The 19518-nt window shown below is 57.3% G+C and carries 22 protein-coding genes; 8 read left to right on the plus strand and 14 right to left on the minus strand.

The features are described 5' to 3' along the window. Nucleotides 1–228 precede the first annotated feature (228 nt). The 6 genes from JM93_RS04625 to JM93_RS04650 form a co-directional block, all read right to left on the minus strand. Nucleotides 229–972, minus strand: coding sequence for an HAD-IA family hydrolase (locus JM93_RS04625; protein WP_145340850.1), 744 nt, complete (start codon nucleotides 970–972; stop codon nucleotides 229–231). A gap of 117 nt (nucleotides 973–1089) precedes the next feature. After that, complete coding sequence (locus JM93_RS04630) at nucleotides 1090–1902, minus strand: SDR family NAD(P)-dependent oxidoreductase (protein ID WP_145340851.1); 813 nt, start codon at nucleotides 1900–1902, stop codon at nucleotides 1090–1092. Nucleotides 1903–1992: 90 nt separating this feature from the next. Beyond that, on the minus strand, nucleotides 1993–2292 hold the full coding sequence (locus JM93_RS04635; protein WP_145340853.1) for a hypothetical protein: 300 nt from the start codon (nucleotides 2290–2292) through the stop codon (nucleotides 1993–1995). Nucleotides 2293–2381: 89 nt separating this feature from the next. Next, nucleotides 2382–2711: a hypothetical protein gene (locus JM93_RS04640; RefSeq protein ID WP_145340855.1), complete on the minus strand. Its 330-nt coding sequence runs from the start codon at nucleotides 2709–2711 to the stop codon at nucleotides 2382–2384. 192 nt (nucleotides 2712–2903) lie between these two features. Continuing rightward, the gene (locus JM93_RS04645) at nucleotides 2904–3896 is read right to left on the minus strand and encodes a hypothetical protein (protein ID WP_145340857.1); all 993 of its coding nucleotides are present in this window, start codon (nucleotides 3894–3896) and stop codon (nucleotides 2904–2906) included. A 208-nt stretch (nucleotides 3897–4104) separates the two neighbouring features. Beyond that, nucleotides 4105–5106 carry an EF-hand domain-containing protein gene (locus JM93_RS04650; RefSeq protein WP_145340859.1) on the minus strand — a complete coding sequence of 334 codons (1002 nt, stop codon included), beginning with the start codon at nucleotides 5104–5106 and terminating at the stop codon, nucleotides 4105–4107. A 237-nt stretch (nucleotides 5107–5343) separates the two neighbouring features. Between JM93_RS04650 and JM93_RS04655 the strand changes: the two genes are divergently transcribed. The 3 genes from JM93_RS04655 (at nucleotide 5344) to JM93_RS04665 (ending at nucleotide 8151) form a co-directional block, all read left to right on the plus strand. Next, the gene (locus JM93_RS04655; protein ID WP_145340861.1) at nucleotides 5344–6069 is read left to right on the plus strand and encodes a response regulator; all 726 of its coding nucleotides are present in this window, start codon (nucleotides 5344–5346) and stop codon (nucleotides 6067–6069) included. Next, nucleotides 6070–7509: an ATP-binding protein gene (locus JM93_RS04660; RefSeq protein WP_145340863.1), complete on the plus strand. Its 1440-nt coding sequence runs from the start codon at nucleotides 6070–6072 to the stop codon at nucleotides 7507–7509. It begins immediately after the preceding gene. A gap of 216 nt (nucleotides 7510–7725) precedes the next feature. Continuing rightward, a complete protein-coding gene (locus tag JM93_RS04665) occupies nucleotides 7726–8151 on the plus strand; it encodes a hypothetical protein (RefSeq protein WP_145340865.1) in 426 nt (141 codons plus the stop codon). A gap of 57 nt (nucleotides 8152–8208) precedes the next feature. On the opposite strand, the gene JM93_RS04670 is transcribed toward JM93_RS04665, so the two are convergent. The 3 genes from JM93_RS04670 to JM93_RS04680 form a co-directional block, all read right to left on the minus strand. Next, complete coding sequence (locus JM93_RS04670) at nucleotides 8209–9189, minus strand: formylglycine-generating enzyme family protein (protein WP_145340867.1); 981 nt, start codon at nucleotides 9187–9189, stop codon at nucleotides 8209–8211. A gap of 6 nt (nucleotides 9190–9195) precedes the next feature. Further along, nucleotides 9196–10185 (minus strand): HAD family hydrolase, encoded by a 990-nt coding sequence (locus JM93_RS04675; RefSeq protein ID WP_145340869.1) that lies wholly within the window; start codon nucleotides 10183–10185, stop codon nucleotides 9196–9198. 70 nt (nucleotides 10186–10255) lie between these two features. Beyond that, on the minus strand, nucleotides 10256–11884 hold the full coding sequence (locus JM93_RS04680) for an arylsulfatase (protein WP_155197464.1): 1629 nt from the start codon (nucleotides 11882–11884) through the stop codon (nucleotides 10256–10258). 626 nt (nucleotides 11885–12510) lie between these two features. Between JM93_RS04680 and JM93_RS04685 the strand changes: the two genes are divergently transcribed. Further along, complete coding sequence (locus tag JM93_RS04685) at nucleotides 12511–13071, plus strand: hypothetical protein (protein WP_145340871.1); 561 nt, start codon at nucleotides 12511–12513, stop codon at nucleotides 13069–13071. 64 nt (nucleotides 13072–13135) lie between these two features. On the opposite strand, the gene JM93_RS04690 is transcribed toward JM93_RS04685, so the two are convergent. The 5 genes from JM93_RS04690 to JM93_RS04710 all read right to left on the minus strand — a co-directional run bounded on the left by JM93_RS04690 (nucleotide 13136) and on the right by JM93_RS04710 (nucleotide 15112). Then, the gene (locus JM93_RS04690) at nucleotides 13136–13375 is read right to left on the minus strand and encodes a CDGSH iron-sulfur domain-containing protein (RefSeq protein ID WP_145340873.1); all 240 of its coding nucleotides are present in this window, start codon (nucleotides 13373–13375) and stop codon (nucleotides 13136–13138) included. Between the two features lie 109 nt (nucleotides 13376–13484). Beyond that, a complete protein-coding gene (locus JM93_RS04695; RefSeq protein ID WP_170230518.1) occupies nucleotides 13485–13988 on the minus strand; it encodes a GNAT family N-acetyltransferase in 504 nt (167 codons plus the stop codon). 22 nt (nucleotides 13989–14010) lie between these two features. After that, nucleotides 14011–14406: a (R)-mandelonitrile lyase gene (locus tag JM93_RS04700; RefSeq protein ID WP_145340877.1), complete on the minus strand. Its 396-nt coding sequence runs from the start codon at nucleotides 14404–14406 to the stop codon at nucleotides 14011–14013. Nucleotides 14407–14441: 35 nt separating this feature from the next. Continuing rightward, nucleotides 14442–14789, minus strand: a complete 348-nt coding sequence (locus JM93_RS04705) for an antibiotic biosynthesis monooxygenase family protein (RefSeq protein WP_145340878.1) — start codon at nucleotides 14787–14789, stop codon at nucleotides 14442–14444. 5 nt (nucleotides 14790–14794) lie between these two features. Further along, complete coding sequence (locus JM93_RS04710) at nucleotides 14795–15112, minus strand: NIPSNAP family protein (RefSeq protein WP_145340880.1); 318 nt, start codon at nucleotides 15110–15112, stop codon at nucleotides 14795–14797. An 80-nt stretch (nucleotides 15113–15192) separates the two neighbouring features. Here JM93_RS04710 and JM93_RS04715 point away from each other — a divergent pair, with 80 nt between their 5' ends. The 4 genes from JM93_RS04715 to JM93_RS04730 all read left to right on the plus strand — a co-directional run bounded on the left by JM93_RS04715 (nucleotide 15193) and on the right by JM93_RS04730 (nucleotide 18883). After that, nucleotides 15193–15897 (plus strand): ArsR/SmtB family transcription factor, encoded by a 705-nt coding sequence (locus JM93_RS04715; RefSeq protein WP_145340882.1) that lies wholly within the window; start codon nucleotides 15193–15195, stop codon nucleotides 15895–15897. Nucleotides 15898–16188: 291 nt separating this feature from the next. Then, nucleotides 16189–17463, plus strand: a complete 1275-nt coding sequence (locus JM93_RS04720) for an MFS transporter (protein ID WP_145340884.1) — start codon at nucleotides 16189–16191, stop codon at nucleotides 17461–17463. Nucleotides 17464–17479: 16 nt separating this feature from the next. Further along, nucleotides 17480–17677 (plus strand): hypothetical protein, encoded by a 198-nt coding sequence (locus JM93_RS04725; RefSeq protein ID WP_145340886.1) that lies wholly within the window; start codon nucleotides 17480–17482, stop codon nucleotides 17675–17677. 66 nt (nucleotides 17678–17743) lie between these two features. Continuing rightward, nucleotides 17744–18883, plus strand: coding sequence for an adenine nucleotide alpha hydrolase family protein (locus JM93_RS04730; protein ID WP_145340888.1), 1140 nt, complete (start codon nucleotides 17744–17746; stop codon nucleotides 18881–18883). Nucleotides 18884–19518: the final 635 nt, after the last annotated feature.

The following is a 19518-nucleotide window of genomic DNA, read 5'->3' on the forward strand; positions in this document are numbered from 1 at the left end:
ACTGACGCACGCGCGATCCACCACACACATCTTACGTAAAGTTATTAAAGATAAAAAATGACGTTTACGCAAACATGGAAAAAATGGAGATCGAAATGGCTGAATTTGCATTCCCACTACTCAATCTTTTCATTCTTGGTGCGCCAGTCGCTTTTCTATACGCTGAAAATTCACTACGCAATAGTAAGTAAACACAAAAATAGGCGGGAAACCCCGCCTATTTTTTTATTATATTCTATTTTCTATTGATCCACCAACAGTGATTGCTGTTCCGCCAATCCCATCACCTTGCGCGACCCTGATATCATACACGCTGGTGATTGCGGCTGGTGTCAAAACTCCAACATTCAGAGCCGCTGCCGAAAAATCATCGGTCTGAGCGTTTGCGCCAGGAAAGGCGATCGTAGCGACGCTTGCCGCCGTTGCTGAGCGCAGACTCTCGGCCGTGTCTTCAACCGCAACAACTTCGTATTCGGTCAGGCCCAAGCGCTGTAGAGCCAGTTCGTAAATGTCACCGGAAGGTTTTGGGTGAGTGACCATGCTGCCGTCGCCAATGAAATCAAAATCGCGTTCATCAATCGCGGGACCGAGCGCAGATAAAAGCCGCTCGATGTTCGCTTTGCTGGTGGTGGAGACAAGACCGATCTGAACACCGCTCTTGCGCGCCCACGACATCAACTCGAGCACCCCGTCACGCGGCGCGACCTCAGCATTTTCAAGCAGCTGATGGTATATTTTCGTCTTTACCGCATGCACCGCGGCCGCGTCGACCGGTTGGCCCTTCGCTTCGGCGTAGGAGGCGACGCGCCGCAAACCACCGGATTTTTTCAAGAGCGCCCGATAGGTTTCGACGTCCCAGTGCCAATCCATGCCGCATGCGGCGAAGGCTTGATTGAAGGCTTGCCGCTGAAGTTCGGAGGTCTCGGCAAGTGTCCCGATAGAACCGAACAGCACTGCTTTTGGAAAGGCCATGTTTGCGTCCCTGACTTGTTTGATTGTGTGGGTCGTTTACGCAAGGGCGCCCAAATCCGATCTGCGGCAGGCTTGATTAATTCACGTTGCACGCCGGTTCCGCTTAACAATCCCTTATTAGCGGCGTGACCGCCGTTTGGCGCGGTCGCGGAGTTTGAGGGCCGATATGCCATGCTTGATGGCCTCCGCCAGCGCGGCGCGCGCAAGCGCGACCGGCTTTAAAGCCGCATTTGCGGCCGGGTCCAGGATCAGAGTCCGGCGGCGCCCAAGGGCCGACAGCGCATCGCTTGCGATTGTCGCTGGTGACTGGGCACCTGGTATTGTGCTCCCGCCATAGCCTGCTGCATCGGCAAATTCGGTTTTCACGGCTCCGGGGCAAACGCAAAGCACATCCACCGGCTGGCGCGCCAGTTCGGCAGCAAGCGCTTCGCTAAAGGACAGGATAAAGGCCTTGGACGCCGCGTATGCTGCAAGTTGCGGCACCGGCACAAACCCGGCGGTGCTGCCCATGATGATGATTCCCGCCCGGCGCTTGTTAGCCTTTGCACGGGCGATCATGCCTGGCAGCAAGCTGTGGGCAAGGGACATGACTGCGCGGATATTCACATCGAGAACGGCCTGATGGTCTTGAAAATCACGGTCGAGAAACGCACCAAAGTGCCCGACACCTGCATTCAAAATCAAAAGATCGACATTCCGTGCCTCTGCCTCGGCGGTGAGTTGCTCAACCGCTGCCGGCTGACTCAGATCCGCCGGGAATGCCTCAATGCTGCGGCCCGGCAATTCCAGGTGGTCCGCGACGTCTTTGAGATCCGCTTCGTTGCGGGCGCTCAAGAGGAGGTCTGTCGTTGCCGGCAAGGCACCTGCAAAAGCCGCACCGATGCCCCGGTTGGCTCCGGTGATCAAGGCTGATTTTGGTGCGTTCTTCATGGCGTGTCCTTTCGAACTTGTGTCACCAGCTACCTAGGGCGGCCAATCCGGCTGGCCCATGTCCGACCGTTGAGAGAGCGAAAAATACCGTTAGCTGAAGACGATTGATTGCGCCCAGACCGCAGCGAGTACACCAGCACACAGCGCCGCGCTCACAGCCGCTGAAAAGACAATCGATAGACTTAGCGTAACCATGCCCTTCAAAGCAGGCTGCTGCGCGGATTTGGTCAATATTGTTTCTATGCCGCTGATCAGGGCAACAATCGGAAACAGCATGACAAACGTTGTCAGTCCCAGACCGAAGGTTGCCGCTTCCGCGGTGAGAACGGTCAAGACACACAGAGCGCCGACATAAAGCCGCCCACCCGGTTTGAAATATCGTTGCCACACGACTGCTGCCTCGTCATTGATTTAGGTAGCTACGCGGCAGCGCACCTGGCGGTCCAGTCCAGCCATGCGGCAAATTGACGGGACGGATGTTATTCGGCGGGCCCGGATGCTTTTTTGAGACCGCGCTGGTCCAAGTCGGCGAATGAAGACGCCTTGATCTCCTTGACCGTAAACCGCGTCATATCCTTGAACAACCACACGCACTGGGGCAAAAACCAGGCGCACAACAGATAAATGGGCGAAATAGCAAATCCGTAGACCGAGGCTGCGGGAGTCGTCAGAACCGCCGCAATCACAATCGACACGCCGTGTGTGCCTGCAATCCACTCTATACCGCCCAAAAAACGCGCCAGAAGCCGGCCCACCCAGTGAGAAATTACGTAGGTGAACGCCAGTCCGACAAGAAAAACCCAAAACATGATGCACTGTCCCGTGTATTAGTATCTTATGACACGTGACCTATGCCAGGCGCCTCAATGATCAAGCGCCGAAAACAAAAAGTATGTCAATCAAACGAGACAGATAAGGCAGTCAATCATTATGGACGCATTTACACCTTGACTTGGTGATCCCCCGCTTCGGCAGCCGTCCGGCTGAGCTTTGAATGGTTGTTAAAACGTCCTCTCCATCAGCGGCTGCAAGGCGGGGTGAATGGTGGGGCTTTCCTCACGCAGGAACCGCAGCAGGGCTTTTTCGTTTTCGTGCATCAGGCCATCCCGGCCGATCCGGTTGACCAGCCAGTGAGCTTCGTCTTCGCTCACCACTTCGTTCGCGGCAATTTCGGCAGACATCGCCGCGCCGCGCTGCGCGGCAATGCTGTCCTCACGCTGAAGACCTGACCGGACCCCGCCGGTTCCGCCGGTAAACATCGATTTGAAGAACCCGCCGAGACCACCTTCAAACCCGCCGGGTTGCTCAAGCCAGTTTTCGCGCCGCAATGCCACTTCTCGCGAGGGCGGTTGATAGCCGGACAGCGCCATCAGATAGTTCGCGACCGCCTTGGCAAACAGTTCCGACCATGCCGGGGCGTTCTCAGCTTCGACGGTGGCGTCGTTGATGTCGAACAGGATCTCTGCTTCCATTTTGGAAATCGCAATGCTGGCGCTGCCCGCAGAGGCGTAAAGGATCCGCCGCAAGAGCTCGACTTCCCCATCGGAAATCACGCCGGGCTTCAACTTATGCCCCGCCCGGGTACAGCCGCTCCCGGTCAGGGCCGATTGCTTGACCGCCTCAAGTGCAAACCGTTCCAGCGCAGCCGGTGCTTCTGTTGCCTTCTCCAGGACCTTGAGGACCACATCCAACTCGGTGCGGGTGCACACATGACCATCCGCGGTGATCTGATTGATCAACCAGGTTGCGTGGTCGTCGCTCACATACCCCTCCGGCCGGGCTTGCTCGACAAGAAGCACACAAACCGCCTCAGGCAACAAGTCGTACCAGCCCTCGGCATAGGTGCAGTCCGCATTGTTCAGCCTGAACAGCGCTTCTCCTTCTTCAAGGGAGATTGCCCCGTCTCCGAATATGTAGCGGCGCACCTGAAGAATGTCCTCGGCCGAAACCGCGCCGTCTGCAATCTTTGTGTCTACAAATGCTGCCAGTTCCATCGCCTTCCTGAGCCCCCGCGCGTCCTCACATCCGCAAGAGGTTATGGGACAAGGTTTGATTTTTCGATAAGGCGCACACGATAAAAAATGGGGCCGCTGCGACAGCGGCCCCAATAGCACCTTCCGCACACGGGGTGGGGGAGCGGTGTAGGAAGGTGCAACGGGGACGGCCGTTTTTCGGCGACCGGCGTCAATCCCCGAGCTTGGGTCAGCCTCGTCCTGTCTGACCGTGTTTCTTGTGATGGGCGTCGCCGCGCTGGTGTTCACCGTGGCGATGCTTCTTGCCGTGTTTGCCGCGCTGCATGTCGGCCTTTGTCACGACGCCGTCTTGGTTGCGGTCAAGACGCTCGACCAGATTGGAAGTCGGGGCTGCAAACTCCTCCTGGGTGATTTCCAGCGAGCCATCCTTGTCGAGGCGCTGGAACATCCGCACCACACGGTCGTTGCTGACTTCCGCGAAGATGTTCCGGAACCCATCAAGCTGGAAGCTGCCGGCACCATCGGGATCGGCCAATGCATAGAGCGCATCACGGGCCTGCTCGAATTCGGCGCGGGTCACCGTGCCGTTGCCGTCCGCATCCATGTAATTGAACACCGCCCGCATTTGACCGCGCGGACCGTGGGCGTGGTGGTGGCGTCCCTTGCCGCGCGCGGCATCACGGCCGCCGCCCTTGCCGTTTTCACCCGCCTTCTGGCCATGGCGGTCAACCCGCGTCAGTTCGCCATCGCCGTTGCGATCAAAGCGGTTGAACATGCGGTCGGTGATTTCAATAAAGTCTTCTTGTGTGACCACTCCGTCACCGTTCCGGTCGAGACGCTGAAAACCTCTCACCTGCCGGTCCGCGCTGCGATCCATGAAGTGGGCCTTGAACTCATCAAGTGTCAAACTGCCCGACCCTGTGGTGTCGGCCTTGGCGAAGGCCTCGGCATTGACCGTATCGACATCTTCCTGGGTAAAAGAGCCGTCGCCGTTCAGATCAAAGCGCTCGAACAGGCGCTCCATGCGCTGTTCTCCACGGCCGCCCCAACGCTTGCCTTCGCCGCGATGGGACATGCGCATCGGCTTGCCCGCGTCATGGGAGTCCGCTTGCGTTGCGGCTGGTGCTGGTGGGGCTGACTGGCTTTGTGCACTTGCCATGGAAGCGGTCAACGCAGTTCCGGCAATCAGGGCAGCCATTGCTGCTGCTGCAATCTTCGTTGCTTTTCTCATCCCAAAAACTCCTTGGGCTCGTGGGTGCAGTTCCTCACTGCGATGAGCTGAAGGTAGGCACGACTTGTCGCAAAAATACGGGCGGAAACGACCCGATGTGTCGCCAGCTGTCGTATCGGGCAAACCTGTTACACCCTGTTACACCTTTCACGGACAATCTGCGGATTTTGGGATAGGTGCAGACAAGAAGCTCTCCATTTTCTATTCAGGAGACCAACGGCAACCGGAGCAAGACGCGTGAACGAACCGAGCGCTCACATATTGGTGGTGGATGACCACCGCGATATTCGCGAAACGCTGGCGCGCTATTTAGTCAAAAACGGATTGCGCGCGACGACAGCAGAAAGCGCGGCCCATGCCCGAAAAGCCCTAAAGGCCGCCTCGGTCGATCTTGTCGTGCTCGACATCATGATGCCTGGCGAAGATGGATTGTCCCTGTGCCGTCACCTGGTCGAAACAGGTTCATTGCCGGTTATTTTGCTCACTGCCATGGCCGAGGACACGGACCGGGTGATCGGCCTTGAAATCGGCGCGGACGATTATGTCACCAAGCCGTTCAATCCGCGTGAACTGCTGGCACGGATCCGGGCTGTCCTGCGCCGCACCAGCCAGGTGCCGAAGGAGCGCGATCCGATCGACCAGGAACAGATGTTGTTCGACGGCTGGACACTGAGCGTAACCAGACGCGAGCTGGTTGACCCGTCCGGCGTCAATGTGCCGTTGTCGAGCGGCGAATTTCAGTTGCTTTGCGCATTCTTAAAACGGCCCAAGATGGTGTTGAACCGGGACCAGCTTCTGGACCTGACAACGGGGCGTGCACCAACCGTGTTCGACCGGTCGATCGACAATCAGGTATCGCGCCTTCGCCGCAAGATTGAAGAGGATCCGAAAGACCCGAAACTGATCAAAACCGTCTGGGGCGGTGGCTATATGTTCACCGCCGATGTGTCGGACGGTGCCTGAATGACCTGGTTCTCGTGGCGGCGGCTGGTTCCAACAAGCCTGGCAGGTCAACTCATTGCCCTGTTGCTGGCCGCGATCGTTGCTGCACAGGCCATCAGCATCTGGGTGTTTCATGACGAGCGGCGCATAGCAGTTTTGCAGGTTGCCCGCGACAACCTTCTGACGCGCGCCATCTCAATCGCCGAACTGATCGAAGAGACCCCTCCAGCGATCCATGACCGGGTTCTGACGGCCAGTAGCAGCCGGTTCGCTTCTTTCTGGATCGCTGCCAACCCGGTTGTCACGGAGAACGGGAATTCCGCGCCGGAACAAAGGCTGCGGAGTTATCTCGGCGAACGGTTCGAAACACCTCGCGAGGTTCTGCTTCGAATTGAGGGGGCGGACAAAGAACGTCCGAAGCGGCAAAGTCCGGCAACCGGTGCGGCCGAAAACACCGGCGGCCGCGACTGGCACTCTCAAGACGGCAAACGCCGGGATGGCAGCCTTCGCAAGGTGTTCCGCCGGGAAATTGACCTGACCCTTTCAATCCCGCTGAACAGCGGTGAATGGCTGAATGTTGCGACCAGCTACCGTCCGCCTCCGCAGCCGGTGTTGCCGCTGCTCGTTCAGCTCACATTGATGGCCCTGGCGATCATCGTCATCGTGGGGCTGGCCGCCCGTCGCATTGCACGGCCCTTGCACGATCTTGCTGCGGCCGCAGGAAAGCTGGGCCGCGGCGAGGATATTCCCGCCCTGAAGGTTGGCGGACCGCGCGAGGTCCGGGCCGTGACGACGGCTTTCAACGACATGCAGGACCGGCTGACCCGGTTCGTCAACGACCGAACCCGCATGCTTGCTGCCATAAGCCACGACCTGAGAACACCGATCACATCCCTCCGGCTCCGGGCCGAGTTCATCGAAGATGAGGAAAACCGGGAGAAGATCATCGCGACGCTGGATGAGATGAGCGCCATGACCGAGGCAACGCTGGCATTTGCCCGTGACGAGGCGAAAAAGGAAGACGCTCAACCAACCGCACTGGACAGTCTGCTGGAAAGTCTTGCCTCCGACCATCAGGACATGGGCCATGACGTTTCTCTGGAACCAGCGGAACGTATCATCGTGACCTGCCGGCCGGTCTCGTTGAAACGGGCCCTCAGAAACCTGATCGACAATGCGATCCGATACGGCGGACAGGCCGAGTTGAGCCTGTCCAGCGACGCGGACGATGCCATTGTGCTGGTGCGTGACAACGGGCCCGGCATACCCGATGACCGTCTCAAGGATGTGTTCGAACCGTTCGTCCGGCTGGAGGAATCCCGCAGCGAGGAAACCGGCGGAATTGGTCTTGGCCTCGCGATCACGCGGTCGATCATCCACGCCCATGGTGGCAGGATCTATCTGCGAAACCGGACCGACAGCGGCCTGGAGGCGGAAATACGGCTTCCCCGAAGCAGCTGAAACAAGCCCCTGTCCAGCAGACCAAGCGGCAGCCCGAGCCAACGGTCCGTCCTCTGCAACAGCCCAAACACAACCCGAAAACACCTTTAAGTTGTTTTCATTTTTCAGTGCAATCAGATTCGACTTTCCCTAAGGGAATGGCTAAACTGCCCACGCAATCAAGAGGGCTCAGAAACCCCACGCATTTTCCGATTGGCAGACTGATGGGAGGGTGGCATGGCGCGTTCATTCAAGACATACAAATTCAAGAACGACAGCGGCACGAAGGCGAATGATCTACACATTATCTGGGGGATCACATCTGTCGAAATCATCGGAGTCGACGGGATCAAGCCGGACGACCCGAAAGCGGACTATTCCTTAAGCGAAACCGGCGGAAAGTCGGATATTGGCGAGCACGAGGTGGCGAAGGGGGAAACGGTCAAAGTACGTGTGAAGACACCACACTTGGTGCCGCCGAAACGGGTCAGATACCAATGGACCTTTGATGGCAAGGCCATCAGCAAATTCGCGACGATCGCCTTTGAAGATCCGGATGAGGATGACACGCCCGAAGAAGTCGCCGTCCGCCGGTTTGAGGAGCGGATGGACGTCCTCTCAGACAGGCTCGAAATGCTTATCGACATGAACCGGCTGAGATAGCAGGAGCCATAAAGGCCGTGGCCCGCGAGGCCTGCGGGTCACGAGCTCGCCGTTCGATCAGTGCTCAGGCGTGTCTCTCACAATCCGAAACCCGATGTGGTTGGTGCCAAGGCTGCGTTCGGCATTTTGCCGGGCGGCGGGCCGGTATCTCAGGCAGTAGGATGGGGCACAGAGCCAGGACCCGCCTTTGACAACGTTCATGGCGCCGACATCGGGATGGGAGAAGCTGGCTGCGAGGATCTCAGGTGGTCCATCGGGATCCGTAGAGGCAGGGCTGGGGTGGCCGGGAACCCACCAGTCGGACACATGCTCCCAAACATTCCCGGCCATGTCGTAAAGACCGTAGGCGTTTGGCGGATAGGATCCGACCGGAGCCGATCCGTGATGCCCGTCTTCCTTGGTGTCGACACTTGGAAACAGGCCTTGCCAGGTATTGGCTTTCCAGCCTTGGCTCGGATCATAGCCGTCGCCCCAGGTGTATTCCGCGCCATCGAACCCGCCGCGCGCCGCAAACTCCCATTCCGCCTCCGTCGGCAGCCGGCCACCCGCCCATTCGGCATAAGCGCGCGCGTCTTGCGGCGAGATCTGCACCACCGGATGATCATCCTTGCCGTCGATGGAGCTGCCGGGGCCTTCCGGTTGCCGCCAGTTCGCGCCTGGAACATAGCGCCACCAAACCCTGAAATCCGAAAGATCCACCTTCCCCGGTGGCTGGGCGAACACCATCGACCCGGCGCGCAACAGCTCCTCGGGAAGATTGGGGTTCTCGTTCGGGTCCAGATCCCGTTCCGCAGTGGTGACATATCCGGTCGCCTCAACAAAGGCTCTGAACTCGGCATTGGTGACTTCTGTTTTCTTGATAAGGAACGGGCTGACCGTAACCTCCCGCTCTGTGGCTTCCTCCCGATAGTGGTCGTTCGACCCCATGGTGAAGGTCCCGCCTTCAAGCGCGACAAACGCGGAGCTGTCGGCACGGGCAGATGCCGCCAGCAGGATTGCGCCGGTCGCAGCGGCGGCAATATATCTTCTTGTTTTCATGAAGCTCTATTGCGCTCCGAGTTGAAAGGAGAACACCGTGCGCCAATCGTTCTTCATGTCAACCACAGTCCAGCCACGTTCCCGCGCTTCGGTCAGCGCATTGTCCAAACCGCCAATTGTCGAGCCCTTGTCATAAGCCCACTCACGCTCGGCATCCGTATGATGGATCAAAAGCGCAAAGCCCGGACGGTCCCCGCCCCGGTCAGTGTATTGCAGCATTTGATGATCCCCATCGGAATTGCCGCCTGCAAACACGGGCCGCCGTCCGATGTGATGGTTGATCGCAACCGGTTTGCCCGCCTTGTCATCATAGAAAAACAGCTCCGGCAGTTTAACCGTTTCCGCGGTTGTTTCCGTGACCTGAAACTCGGAGCGAATGCTGGATCCGATCACCTGTTCGGGGGGAATTCCGTAGACCTGTTCGGAAAACACCCGGATAAAATCGATGCCTCCTCCCGAAACGATGTAGGTCTTGAAGTCGTTGTCCCTCAAATACACGAGCAGCTCGATCATTGGCTGGTACACCATCTGATGATAGCGCTGGCCAGATGTGGGATGGCGCGCGGAGGCAAGCCACTCGCCGACGGACTGTTTGAAATCACCGGTCGTCATTCCCGAATGGCTGGCGGCGATCACGTCCAGAAGTCCGTCATGACCGCTGGCGAGCACCCCTTGCATGTCGCCTTCCGCTGCGGCTTCCAAGACCGGGTTCTGTGCGAGCATATCGGGATTGTTTTTTGCCATTTCGCCAACACGATCGATGGCATAGGCAAGCTGAAAGTAAAAAGGCTGCTCAGCCCACAGCGTTCCGTCATTGTCGAAGACAGCGATCCGCTCGGCCGGAACGATATAAGCTGGGTTTCCCGGTTGGACCGCCTCGCGAACAAAAGACAAGATGTTTGATTTGGCTTCGCCATCCCGCCAGGACGGCAGTGGATCTGCGAGCGCAGCTCCCATGCTGAAGGCGAAGGCAAAGATCAGAATGGCAAGCCTCATGGGGGCTCCTGAGCAAGTATTCGGTTGTTGAGAGCGGATGGCGGGCGGACCCGCCATCCTGTGGCATAGACTACTGTGCGCCGCCGGGCTGGCTCAGTTTTTCCATCACTTTATCGAGACTGAAAGATGCAGCTTCCTGTCGCGGCGGATACTCCTGGAAGGTGTCCAGGAACTGCGCAACATATTGCTGAGCGGGAACCAGCATGTAGGCCCGGTCCAGCATCCAGTCGTAATAGGTGTTGGAGGTCCGGTAGGCCCGCTCATACGGGTCGCGGCGCAGGTTGGTGATCAGGGGCACGCGCAGCGGCGTGAGCGGCTCCATCCAGGCCCGGAACGTCGCCCAGGCTTTTTGCTCCAGGAAGGTGATCTTCCAGTTGGAGTAGCGCAAAGCAGCCAGATCGCCATCATCGGTGAAGTAGAAGATCTCTTCCCGCGGACTGGTCTCAGACTCTCCTGTCAGCAGCGGCAAGAGATTGTAGCCGTCCAGATACACCCGGTAGTCCCGGCCCATCGTATCGGAGGTGACACCTTCAAGGAGGTCTTCCTTGACGGTTTCATTGCCCGCGGCAGCAAGGAAGGTCGGGAGCCAATCCATATGATGGACGATTTCGTTCGACACTGTGCCGGGTTCGATCTGTCCGGGCCAGCGGACCATGGCCGGCACACGCCAGCCGCCTTCCCACTGGGTGTTCTTTTCGCCCCAGAACGGTGTCATTGCGGCATCTGGCCAAGTGTTCATGTGCGGGCCGTTGTCGGTCGAATAGAACACGATCGTGTTGTCGGCAATGCCGAGCTCGTCAAGCTTGTCGAGGAACTGGCCGATATGCATGTCGTGCTCGATCATGCCAGCGGTGTATTCATCCGCAACACCGTCTGTCAGGCCGTTTGCGGTCTCGCGCATCTCGTCCTTGACGTGGGTGCGGAAGTGCATCCGCGTGCCATTCCACCAGACGAACCACGGTGTGCCTTCGGCGGTTTTTTCCTCAATGAAGGCAATCGCTGCAGACGAGGTTTCGTCGTCGACGACTTTTTGCCGCTCGATATTGAGCGGGCCGGTATCCTCAATCTCTTGAGTGATCGTGCCGCCGTCGTATGAGGCGGAGGAGCGGATCACGCCGCGCGGACCGAAGGCTTCCAGAAAGGTTCGCCCGTCCGGCAACACTGCATCACGCGGATAATCCTCGTTTTCGGGCTCTTCTTCGGCATTGAGGTGATAAAGATTGCCGAAGAACTGATCGAAGCCGTGGTTGGTCGGCAAGTGTTCGTCCCGGTCCCCCAGGTGGTTCTTGCCGAACTGACCAGTTGCGTAGCCTTCATCTTTCAAAAGCGCCGCGATCGTCGGATCTTCGACCTGCATGCCTTCTTCGGCACCGGGAAGACCGACTTTGGAGAGCCCCGTGCGGAACACGGATTGCCCCATGATGAAGGAGGACCTGCCGGCCGTGCAGGACTGCTCGGCGTAATAGTCCGTGAACATCATGCCTTCTTTGGCAACCCGGTCGATGTTGGGCGTCTGGTAACCCATAAGACCGAATGTGTAAGCAGATATGTTTGATTGCCCGACATCGTCGCCCCAGATGACAAGAATGTTGGGCTTGGTCTCTTCTTGCGAGAAAGCGGGCACCGGTGCGGCGGCAATTGCCACGGCGAGCCCGAAAACGGCCGCGCAACCCCGCGGCCCGGTTGTCGTGAAACTCATGAAAAACTCCCAATGTCATTTTCCTCGAGCGAAGAGACACTTATCTCAATTTTATGGCTCTATCGGAGCGTCGCCCCGCCCGATTTAACCTTAGGGAAGTTTCAATCCTTCAAAAAGCAAAAAGTGTAAGGTCGTCGAGATTTCATATGAGCGCACCGGGCAACGGCGGACTATCCGCGTCGAGCCCCCCAGCTTGCCCATTTGATCGCACACAGGCTGCCATTAAATGATCCGGCGACCTGCCAGCCAGAGGAGCGAGAGCTGCCAAATACGCACCCAGCTCAGCCGCATGCGGCGCTGAGACACTCATGGTTTTGGTTATGGCTTGATTACTATCCCCGGCTGAGACGCAGCGTTATCATCGTCACCTCGTAAAGGTTCAAATTGCGGTTGGGGAAAATTCAATGTCATTTAATCTATTCTCAAGATTGCAGGGACTGAACCGCAGCGTCAGAACCGCGCAAACCAACCTCAGCAGACTGCGATCAAATCATCGCAGTCTCCAGACCTCCCTGCCATCGGCGGGCATAGGCCGTCTGTCAACGACGAAATCCCTTGCCAGCTTCAGCAGAAAGCAGGCTCAGATAAACGACAAGCTCTCTGCTTTGGACAAATTCCTCCAGACAATGACGTTCGAGTCTGACGATCTGATCAACAAGGCAACAGGTTACAGAAACAAACGGCTTGAAAACAAAAAGGCTTTGCTCAACAAACAGCGGGCCTACAAGAAAAACAGCCACGCACGTCCGGACACCCAAAAAAGCACGCACAAAAGCCCGGAGAAGACCTCAACCGGACTTCGTTCATTCAAAGACTTCGAAGCGCAATGGAAGGCGTCTGGACGACAGAATACCGGGACCTCCACTCAAACAGGCACAACAGCCAAGCAGACTTCCCAGCATACTGGAGTGACCAAGTTCTCCGATTTTGAGAAGCGTTGGAACGCGGAACACGGGCCGCAAAACGTCTCCGTGACCAAAGATGCCGATCTTCTGGACGCGCTTGACGATACGGACACCGGCTATCTTGAAGACGCGCACTCAAAGATGCTCGATCAGAAATACGGCGTTGAGAAACTCAACGAGACCGACCTTCTTGCTGATTTGGACGAGCTGGACGATGATCTGGACAACATCAGTGACGACAGTTACCTGACCAACGCCCATACGCCGAAGTACAGTGTCTGAAGGACAGCTGGCGGCTGTGCACGCACGCTCGTTTGACAGCCCGGTCGCCGGCGCCTTGCGGCTTTTACAAACCGGCGTGCGAGCCGTCGCACAACGGTTTCTTGCCGCTGTGCTTGCAAGCACAGAAGAAGGCCTTGCCGTCTTTTTCTGCGGTGTATTTGACCGGTGCGAATTCGGTTCCCGCATGACTTCCGTCGCAAAAAGGCTGCTTGCCGCTGCGCCCGCACGAGCACCAGAAATACGATTTGCCGGCTTCGACATCGACGGCGATAGGCGCTTTTTGCGCAATAACAGGTTCACTCATATTGCCTCCTCTCAGTTGTTTCCCGAACAGATAGAGGACTTGTCCTTGGGGCACAGGCGTAGGAACAACAAACTCCCCGGGACTTGGCACCGCATTATAACAGCGCTTCCTAATCCTGGCGCATATGCAAAACCATGAGAATTTCATCGATATAGCGGCCGCCGGTCTTCAGTGCATTTTTTTCAAGACCATACGGCTCAAAACCAAGGCTTCTGTAGAGGCGTTCAGCGGGCCCGTTTCCGGCGCCAACCGACAACTGAATCTGCTCAATACCGCCCTGCACCGCATCGATAATTGTTTGAATGAGGGCTTTGGCCAAGCCCGCCCGCCGGACTTCCGGGCGCGCATAGACACCCCATATGATGCCCTTGTGGCGGACTTTTTCCTCCGGCGGCACAACAAACCCGGCAAACGCGTCAAAGCGTTCTTCCTCAAACCCGCCACCCAGTATCAGGTTGCTTCGAAGCTGTTGTTCAAAAACCGTGTCTGGAAGACCAACCGCCTCTTCGAAGCTTGTTCCAAAGGCATCCGGATGGTCCCGCAAGGCCTCAAGGCGCAGCGCCTTGTAAACCGCCAAATCCGCCTCTGCCAGGCGTCTTAAATAGAACTCCATGCCACCCTGCCCGCGTGTTTGCCTAACCTGCATAGTCCGCATCGGAGACCGGTTCGAGCCAATCCGCGGCCGCGCCATCCTCGGCCTCGTGCATAGCAATATGGACCATCGCATTGTCCGGAGCCGCCCCGTGCCAGTGTTTGGCATGAGGGGGGATCCAAACGGTGTCGCCCGGCAGGATTTCGCGGATCGGCTGGCCCTTTACCTGGATGCGGCCACATCCGGATACGACATAAAGCGTCTGGCCCAGAGGATGCGTGTGCCAGTTCGTGCGCGCCCCCGGTTCAAAGGCCACGCGGACCGCCTGGATCCTTGCCGGCGCGGGAGCCATGACAATCGGGTCCTGCCAGACCGTTCCGGTGAAATAGTCCGGATTGGCGCGTTTTGTCGGCCGCTGGCCCGCCTTGAAGATATCCATACCTTGTCCTTTCCCTCGTCCGGTTCTACCGACGCTCAACCGCCATGGGTCGCGCGGCTGTCGGCGGGCGCTTCGTCCCGCTCGAACATGCCGTAGTCCCGCAAAACGCTGGCGACCCGCAAGCGGTAGTCCTTGAAGAAACTGCCCCGCCCGGCCGCTTGCGCCTTGCGGTGCTGGGTCAGTTTGCGCCACTCGTTCAGAGCCTCCTCGTCGCGAAAAAACGAGACAGACAGGAGCTTTTCCGGATTTGTCAGACTTTGAAACCGCTCCACCGATATGAACCCATCGATCTGTTCGACCAAGGGCCGCATGTCGGCAGCCATATCAAGATAAGCCTGCTTTTTGTCGTCATGCGGTATGACTTCGAAAATCACGGCAATCATCGCGCTCAATCCTTTACCAGCGTTGAAGCCAACTTCAGGAAAGTCCGGTCCTCGCGCAACAAAAACTTCTCCTTCTGGGCAAACGCGTAATTCTCGCGGCCCAATGGATCGGCGGCGAGCCTCGCCCGATAAGCTTCATATTCTGCAAGACTTTCAATCGTATAGACACCGTAGGCCAATGTCGAAGAGCCTTCGTGGGGCGCAAAGTACCCGATTAGGTCGGCGCCGCAGCGCGGGATCGCTACACCCCAGTTCCGGGCATAGGTCTTGAAAGCCTCCCGCTTCGTGGGGTCGATGTGATAGCGGATGAAACACGTGATCATGAAAACCTCCGTTCGAGATGAAATCACCAGGGGTTTTATGCGCTCTATACGGGCACGAATGCTTCGACTATGATCGAACCATGAGAGAAGGACCTGACATCGCCCGCATCGGCTCGCTGATCGGGGATCCAGCACGCGCAAACATGCTCACGGCCCTGATGAGCGGAAAAGCGCTGACCGCGACAGAACTTGCCGCGGAAGCCGGTGTCACGTTGCAGACTGCGAGCTCTCATCTTGGGAAACTGCAGGACGGCGGACTGGTCACGCAAACGAAACAGGGCCGTCACCGGTACTTCACCCTGGCCGGTTCCCAGGTCAGTGACGTTTTGGAAGCCTTGATGGGCCTTGCCGCCCGAAGCGGCCACTTGAGGACGCGAACCGGCCCGAAAGACCCCGCCTTGCGCAAGGCACGGATCTGCTACGACCACCTGGCCGGCGACACCGGTGTCCGACTGTTTGACAGCCTTTACGAGCGCGGTTTCCTGACGGTCCAGCCTGAGGGAACCGCCGTCGGACTGACCGATTCGGGCAGCGATTTCATTGAAGGTTTCGGCATAGACCTTTTGTCGCTCAAGAAGGGCCGGCGGCCGCTTTGCCGGGCATGCCTGGACTGGAGCGCGCGCCGAAGCCACTTGGCCGGCGCACTTGGCGCCGCCTTGTTTGAGCGCATGCAGACCCTTGGCTGGGCCCGCCGCGATGTGAACAGCCGTGCCATTCTGGTTTCTCCCGCTGGCGGGCGCGCGATCACAGAATGGTTCCCTATCCAGGCAGACATCAAAATCTGATCCGGCCGGCTCTCGGTTCCGCTTCCCCAGAACAGACCTGAAATCCCTTGTTGGCCCGATAGGCGCAGCCGGACCAAGCTGTCACAGCGATCAGCGCTGGGCGGAGGAACTTTGCTCAGATATGCTCTTAATAATTTTAATATTTGATTATACACTAATAAAGTGCATTTATGATCGTCACGCGTGCCGATGGACGTGTCACGTGTTCGAAAATCCGTTGCGCAGGGCCTGAATGACGACGATCGAGCTTCCCCGTTTCCTTTCATATGCACCTTCCTGAGCCAGCGCCCCATGCTTCGCACAAGCTCACCTTTGCAGGCATCCTTTCGACCTTTCGAGGCAACGGCACGGCACCAGAAGCAGTTTTTAGCGGCAGTGTCGCTGTCAAAATTCGGGGACGGCCTGACCGACATCGCGCTGATGACGCTGGCCTTCAGTTTGTCGAATTCGGCAAGCCTGGTGATCCTGGTTGCTGCGCTGAAGATCTTCGGCAGCTTTTTCGCAAGCCTTATCGTACCTGGACTTTTGCGGACCGGCCATAACCGCATCCTTGTGTACCGCAGCCTTGATATTCTCCGCGCCGCTCTGATTGTTTTGCCGATCTTCACCGGCAACATATGGGTATTGCTGGCGTTATGCGTCCCGATTTTCACGCTCGAGGCGATCTCGCTCTCGCTGTCCGCGTCAATCCTGCAGAACATTGCCAGCGATCGTGACCGGCTCGCGCTAAATGCGCGGTTTCAATACATGACCTTCGCCGGAGACCTGCTCGGCAGAGGCCTCGGCGCTGCCCTGCTGCTGGCCGCGCCGCTGCAGCTGATTTTCGCCTTGGATGCTGTGACCTTCCTGGCAAGTGCGTTGCTGCTGGCAAAAATGCCGGCTCTCATGCTGTCTTCCACGGGCAAGAAGCCCGCCGAGTTTTACGCCTATGTGTTCAAAGACCGTGTGCAGCAGAGCATCATCTTTTTGCGTTTGTGCGCGCTGACAACACTTTCTGTGTTCTGGCTTCTGGTCACATACCGAATGACCGAGCTGGCATCGCTTTTGACCGGGACCCCGCTGGTGGGGGCGATCAGTTTTACAGATGCGAACCAAGCGTTCTCCACGCTCTATGCCTGTTTCACGATCCTCGTGTCGGTCACGACCGTTCTTGGCGCGATGGCGGCTCCGAAACTGGCAACGACCGCTCCTTTGGCCGTGCAAAGCTATTTTGCCATTCTTGCCTGCGCGCTCGGGCTTTGGCTGCTGGCACCAACCGGTGAAGCCCCCGCGTCTTTCGTCATCTACTGCATTGGCGGCATCTTAAGTGCGCTCGGCACAGTCATTCTGCGCCTTTTCATCCAGACTTCGGGCCAAATCCTGACGCCGAAGCAGATGCTTTCGGAAGTCATCGCCACGGCCGATTCCATGAGCCGGATGTGGCAGAACGCCTGTGCCGGCTTCGCCGTTCTGGCCCTCAGCATCAATGCCCCCCTTCCCCTAATCGCGGCCGCCTCTGCGGTCACGATCGCCGGTGTCATCCCCAGCTTCAGGCTGGGAGCGCGGCTCCGGTCCCTGCCAACCTGAACGAAGGAGAACAGAAATGAAGCACAATCTGAAAACAATCGCTGATCGTCAAAGCCCGGCTTGGACCACAAAGTTCAAACAACCGGATCTGAAATCGATGCAGGCCAACACGGTCGCTTTCCGCAAGGTCGATGGACAGAGCAACCTGCGTCTCATTACCCGGTCCGGCTTTGAGACCAAGCACATTTGCACGAGTGCAATTGCTTCCATGTAGCAGCACAAACCGGACCATTGCTCACGGGCAATGGTCCTTTCATTTCATTCTTTAGGGACAATTGAGATGGGCGCCATTCAGTTTGCAACGACAGAAAAAGACTATTCGATCGAGACACGCGATGACGAAACCATACTTGAGACATTCAGGCGCCTGAACATCCCGCTGCAAGGCTCTCTGATTGTCGATGCCGATCGAAAACCGGTGTCCATTACCGCCATATTGCAGCCTCATGAGACGGTTTACGCCTACAGCCTGCGCAATCCCGACTTTGATGCGATCAATCCTGAATACACGCTCATCAAGCGGGACAATCTGTCAACGGAACTGATCCGGCCACTGACCAATCCGGCAGACCTTGCCATCGTTCAATACACCCGGGAAGAAGCATTCGACTATATCTACAGCTCGTTCGAAACAGTCGTTGATCATGCATTGGAAGAGCTCGGCGGCACCGGATCCCCTCTTTTGCAGGTGTCCATGAGCTCTGGAGGGGACAGCCGTGTTCTGGCAGAGTGCATCCAGCGGCACATGCGCGAAAAGGGCACGTGTGACTATCACTGCATCAGCATCGCAAACGGATTTGAAGACGAATACGACCTTCTGACCAACGCGGCAAAAATCGCTCAGGAGTTTGGCCTCAATCACACGTCTTATGACATTCGCACGGGCGCAGAAAAACTCGGATACAATAAAGATTTCAACGAGATTATCGAGGAGTACTCGACAACCCACGACCGCGACGAGCTCGAAGTGCTGGGCACCTACTGGCTGCAGGAAATCAACAAGCAAGTCGCTGCAGAAACCGGCGCTGCCGCTTTGGTGTTCGGTTACAATCAAGAGGATGTTATTGCGGAAAAGCTTTACCAGCTGATGTTGGACATGCGTCTGCCGAACTATCCGGTGCGGGATATGAATGGCTTGAAAATCATTGCCCCGCTGGCCCAGGTCCCAAAGCGCATGCTTGACTCCATGGACATTGACAATTCGCTGCGCAATTACGGGATCCGCGTTCCTTCGGTCAGCTACCTCCGGTCTTCCCTTTACTTCATGGCATACACCATCTGCGAACAATTCCCGGCTCTTGCGGATATCTTTTCCGGCGCAGCCCTTGCCGCTGATGATCCCGATCACATTCTGGATTGGCTCAATGCGAACGCGAAGGCGGCCGCTGCCCCAACAGCCGCAGGCGCCGGGCCGTCCTAGCGGACGTCCGCAAACGTAACGTTGAAACGGGTTGAGGCGAATTGTTTTTCATCCAGGAGCGAAGTCTTGGAAATACGGTTCATTTTCATGTCTTTCGCGTCAGACACGAAAACAAATTCGCCTCAGTTCGAAAGCAGATCCTGCAAACCGAAACAGCGAACACGCCCGATCCAGCGTCGAAGCGGTCATTGTCCGGCCTGACCAAACCCTATTTGCGCCCGAAACTGTCGCGGCAAATCTTCATGGACATCTTGTCGCTAAGATCAAGCTCGGCACCATGGTCTCTCATCCGGGCAAGTATATTTTACCGAGCCAATCGTGCCTATGACACCACTGCTCAGTTTCACAAGAACCCGCGAGCTGCCGGCAGCCGGTTGCGCCTCCAAAGCCTTGCCCAAGCACACAATAGCAACTCTGCGGACCGGCCGGAGATAAAAACCCGCCAGTTTCTCTCCGCACGGCTCAAGCCGCGCCCGCATCGCATAACCTTGCCGCTGCGACAGCAAGATAAATAATCAGCATCAATATATAACACAATTATATTGTTCTATTTATTATGCTTAATGTGCGCATTGCCACACTGAGCATCTACATAAAAATTTACTTTCTATATTTGAAACAACTCGAAAAACACA

The organism is Roseibium hamelinense, assembly GCF_007830545.1.
GTDB classification, from domain to species: domain Bacteria; phylum Pseudomonadota; class Alphaproteobacteria; order Rhizobiales; family Stappiaceae; genus Roseibium; species Roseibium hamelinense.

What these genes read in the sequence shown, in the direction of transcription:
- JM93_RS04625 (WP_145340850.1), bottom strand. Translation starts at nt 972, where the DNA reads ATGGCCTTTCCAAAAGCAGTGCTGTTCGGTTCTATCGGGACACTTGCC.
- JM93_RS04630 (WP_145340851.1), bottom strand. Translation starts at nt 1,902, where the DNA reads ATGAAGAACGCACCAAAATCAGCCTTGATCACCGGAGCCAACCGGGGC.
- JM93_RS04640 (WP_145340855.1), bottom strand. Translation starts at nt 2,711, where the DNA reads ATGTTTTGGGTTTTTCTTGTCGGACTGGCGTTCACCTACGTAATTTCT.
- JM93_RS04645 (WP_145340857.1), bottom strand. Translation starts at nt 3,896, where the DNA reads ATGGAACTGGCAGCATTTGTAGACACAAAGATTGCAGACGGCGCGGTT.
- JM93_RS04650 (WP_145340859.1), bottom strand. Translation starts at nt 5,106, where the DNA reads ATGAGAAAAGCAACGAAGATTGCAGCAGCAGCAATGGCTGCCCTGATT.
- JM93_RS04660 (WP_145340863.1), top strand. Translation starts at nt 6,070, where the DNA reads ATGACCTGGTTCTCGTGGCGGCGGCTGGTTCCAACAAGCCTGGCAGGT.
- JM93_RS04665 (WP_145340865.1), top strand. Translation starts at nt 7,726, where the DNA reads ATGGCGCGTTCATTCAAGACATACAAATTCAAGAACGACAGCGGCACG.
- JM93_RS04670 (WP_145340867.1), bottom strand. Translation starts at nt 9,189, where the DNA reads ATGAAAACAAGAAGATATATTGCCGCCGCTGCGACCGGCGCAATCCTG.
- JM93_RS04675 (WP_145340869.1), bottom strand. Translation starts at nt 10,185, where the DNA reads ATGAGGCTTGCCATTCTGATCTTTGCCTTCGCCTTCAGCATGGGAGCT.
- JM93_RS04680 (WP_155197464.1), bottom strand. Translation starts at nt 11,884, where the DNA reads ATGAGTTTCACGACAACCGGGCCGCGGGGTTGCGCGGCCGTTTTCGGG.
- JM93_RS04685 (WP_145340871.1), top strand. Translation starts at nt 12,511, where the DNA reads ATGACGTTCGAGTCTGACGATCTGATCAACAAGGCAACAGGTTACAGA.
- JM93_RS04690 (WP_145340873.1), bottom strand. Translation starts at nt 13,375, where the DNA reads ATGAGTGAACCTGTTATTGCGCAAAAAGCGCCTATCGCCGTCGATGTC.
- JM93_RS04695 (WP_170230518.1), bottom strand. Translation starts at nt 13,988, where the DNA reads ATGGAGTTCTATTTAAGACGCCTGGCAGAGGCGGATTTGGCGGTTTAC.
- JM93_RS04700 (WP_145340877.1), bottom strand. Translation starts at nt 14,406, where the DNA reads ATGGATATCTTCAAGGCGGGCCAGCGGCCGACAAAACGCGCCAATCCG.
- JM93_RS04705 (WP_145340878.1), bottom strand. Translation starts at nt 14,789, where the DNA reads ATGATTGCCGTGATTTTCGAAGTCATACCGCATGACGACAAAAAGCAG.
- JM93_RS04710 (WP_145340880.1), bottom strand. Translation starts at nt 15,112, where the DNA reads ATGATCACGTGTTTCATCCGCTATCACATCGACCCCACGAAGCGGGAG.
- JM93_RS04715 (WP_145340882.1), top strand. Translation starts at nt 15,193, where the DNA reads ATGAGAGAAGGACCTGACATCGCCCGCATCGGCTCGCTGATCGGGGAT.
- JM93_RS04720 (WP_145340884.1), top strand. Translation starts at nt 16,189, where the DNA reads ATGCTTCGCACAAGCTCACCTTTGCAGGCATCCTTTCGACCTTTCGAG.
- JM93_RS04725 (WP_145340886.1), top strand. Translation starts at nt 17,480, where the DNA reads ATGAAGCACAATCTGAAAACAATCGCTGATCGTCAAAGCCCGGCTTGG.
- JM93_RS04730 (WP_145340888.1), top strand. Translation starts at nt 17,744, where the DNA reads ATGGGCGCCATTCAGTTTGCAACGACAGAAAAAGACTATTCGATCGAG.